2 protein-coding genes and 1 pseudogene are annotated in these 2,923 nt (G+C 71.1%); 2 read left to right on the top strand and 1 reads right to left on the bottom strand.

Annotation, left to right across the window (positions count from 1 at the left end; translation table 11 throughout):
• Positions 1-1,097, bottom strand: a 1,097-nt coding sequence (locus tag Q1N79_RS28505) for a GAF domain-containing protein (RefSeq protein ID WP_300614161.1), incomplete at its 3' end; no start/stop codon positions are given.
• A 298-nt stretch (positions 1,098-1,395) separates the two neighbouring features.
• Between Q1N79_RS28505 and Q1N79_RS28500 the strand changes: the two are divergent.
• Positions 1,396-2,291, top strand: a pseudogene (locus tag Q1N79_RS28500) (IS982 family transposase).
• 29 nt (positions 2,292-2,320) lie between these two features.
• A complete protein-coding gene (locus Q1N79_RS28495; protein ID WP_300614160.1) occupies positions 2,321-2,746 on the top strand; it encodes a hypothetical protein in 426 nt (141 codons plus the stop codon).
• Positions 2,747-2,923: the final 177 nt, after the last annotated feature.

Genomic DNA, 2,923 nt, shown 5'->3' with positions numbered 1-2,923 from the left:
CTGAGATCGCGCAGCCCGAAGCGGTCGCCCTGCCACCCGGCGGTGGGATCGAACCCTTCGCCGTCGTCCTGCACGAGCAATGTCACCGACTCGGGCTCGTGCAGCAGGCCCAGCCGGACCGACCGTGCCCGCGCGTGCCTGACGATGTTGGTGAGCGCCTCGCGGGCGACGAGCAGCACCTCGTGCGACAGCCGCTCATCGGCCGGCGCCGGCGCGCCGGCCGTGACGAACCTGACCTCAAGACCGCCGATGCTCTGTGCCCAGGCCGCTTCGGCTTGCAGCGCCGCCTGCAGCGTCTGCCCGTTCAGCGGCGACGAGGCGAGGCCGAGCAGGGTGAGCCGGGCCTCGGCGAGGGCGTCCCTGGCCTCGCTGCTCGCCTGCCGGAGCTGGACCTCGGCCCGGCTGAGGTCCGCTTGCCCGCCCGCGCCGGCCAGGTCCTCCTCCGCGCTGTCCAAGTGCACCCGGATGGACACCAGGCGTCGCGCCAGGCTGTCGTGCACTTCCCCGAGCAGCCGGTCGCGCTCGTTCGCCGCCGCCTCCGCGCGGGCGCGCTCCTCGGCCGCCTCGTGCATGCGCGCGGTCGCCAGCGCGATCGCCGCGTGCCTGGCGAACAGCTCGAGCAGTTCCGCGTCGTCGGGGCCGAACACCCGCCGCTCGTCCCTGCTGAACACCACGCACGCGCCGACGATCCGCCCCCGCCACTCCAGCGGCACGCCGATGACCCCGCGCAATGTGGCCCGGTCCGCTGCCGCCACATGTCCGCCGCGGACCTGGTCGTACCTGTCGAACCAGATCGGCGCGCGCCGTGCCACCACCGCGCCGGTCATGCCCTCGGTAAGCGGGAAGACCTGGCCGGACTGGCACGCCACCCCGATGTCCGCTTCCTTGCGGTACGTCCCGGCCGCCTCGTCGACGCTGCAGATCGAGCCGGCGGTGCAGCCGAGCAGCTCGGTGCAGCGCAGCAGGATGCGCTCGAGCAGCGGGCGCAGCGAGAACTCACCGGCCAGGTCCTCGGCGACGGCGATCAGCCCCGCCGCGCGGGCGGCGGGGCTGTGCTCGCTGCGTTCTGGCCCGGTGGCCCGGTAGTCGGCGGACACAGGCCCTCCGAATCTGCGACAGCGTTGTCACGTCGCCGCGGCTCGCGCGGCGGATGTCGCTTCCGAGCATCGCCCTGCCCGCTCGCTGCCGTCAAGGCGGCAGCACCCGATCTGGGCGGCGTCGCGCCCGCGGCGCCTCATCCTGCAGGCGTAGCCCGCGAAGCTGGCACGGCCGGCCGGCGACACTCCCATATCTCACCGTCCAGGGGGACGCCGTCGCGGCCGCGGACCTGGCACCCTAGATGAGTGATTCCTTGAACGCGGCTCTCGGACGTGGGGAGGGTGCCCATGATCGACTGTGACGAACGACCTGGACACCCTCTTGATCGCACTGTACGTGGAGATCGACGATCACGTGGTCCCGCCCGCCAGTCGCGGCCGGGGCCACCCGAAACGGCTGACCGACGCCGAGCTGGTGTGCCTGGCAGTGGCGCAGGTGCTGCCGGGCGCGCGCAGCGAGCATCACTGGCTGCGGATGTGCTACGGGCGGCTGGGCACCTGTTCCCGTACCTGCCGAACCAGCCCGGCTACCACAAGCGGCTCAAGGCCGCCGCGCCGCTGCTGGCCGCGACGATGGATCACCTGGCCCGGCAGTCGCCGTGCTGGTATGACCCGGTGCGGCTGATCGACGCCACCCCGGTGCCGTGCGGCGCGTCCCGGGAGACGGTCCGCCGGTCCGAGCTGGCCGGGTGGGCGCACTACGGGTACTGCGCGGCGCATTCGCGCTGGTACTGGGGGCTGAAGCTGTACCTGATCACCACTCCGGACGGGATGCCGACCGCCTGGTGCCTGGCCGACCCCAAGATCGGGGAACGCGAGGCCGCCGCCGAACTGCCGGGCTGCGCCGCCCGCACCGGCGCGCTGCGGCCCGGGCTGACCCTGATCAGCGACAAGGGGTTCGCGGGCCGGGACTTCGAGGACCTGGCCGCCGCCGGGTACGGGCTGCGCCTGGTCCGGCCGGACCGGCGCGACGAGGCGCCGCGGCACGGGTCCATCGGGTGGATCCGGCAGTGGATCGAGTCGGTCAACGACACCCTCAAGGGGCAGCTGGACCTGGAACGGCACGGCGGCCGGACCACCGAGGGGCTGTACGCCCGCGTCGCGCAGCGGCTGCTGGCCATGGCCGCCTGCATCTGGCACAACTGGTCTGTCGGCCAGCCCGTCAAGCGGTCGCTGATCGCCTTCGACAACTGAACCCATAAGGAATCACTCATCTAGGGGAGGTGAGAGCAACGGCAGACACCACGATCGATGGCGCGAAGCTCAGCGGCGTTCTGCGGATGACCTGGGTCTCAGATCACCTGGCCCACGTCTTGGAGCACAGCCGGACTGACGAGCCAGCAGGTACCTGGACCGGCCTGGCCTGCGCCGATCACGGGCTTGTGCTCGGCGCCGACGTTGATATCGCAACGCTGCAAGCCCTCTTCGGCTCTGGCGATGTCGCCGACCTCATCTGGGAAGCCCCCGCAGACCTCGCCGCCGAACACGGCCAGCTATGCCAGGCCGCCATCCAGGCCTATCAAGCCGGACACCAGGAGACCGCCGAGCAGTTCTGGCAGCAAGCCCAGGCTCTATGGTCCCAGGCATGGTCAGCGAATTACGAGGCACTAAAACTCTTCCAGGCCGCGGGCCTGGCTGTAGCACTCTGAAATGGCCCCGCTGTTCTTCTTTGAATGGGCCCCACCGGGAGCAGGTGCGGGGCGGTGGTTCTCCTTTGATCTGGCCCCGTCGTGCAGGAGTGGCGGGCGACACGCCGGGCGTGTTACGGGACATTTGCGCTGGTTGGGCAGATCGTGGGCTGTATCGGGTGTTCCTCCTGGTCAGGT

It is taken from the genome of Trebonia sp. (assembly GCF_030042015.1).
Taxonomy (GTDB): domain Bacteria; phylum Actinomycetota; class Actinomycetes; order Streptosporangiales; family Streptosporangiaceae; genus Trebonia.
This window is presented reverse-complemented; position numbering and strand designations above follow the sequence as displayed.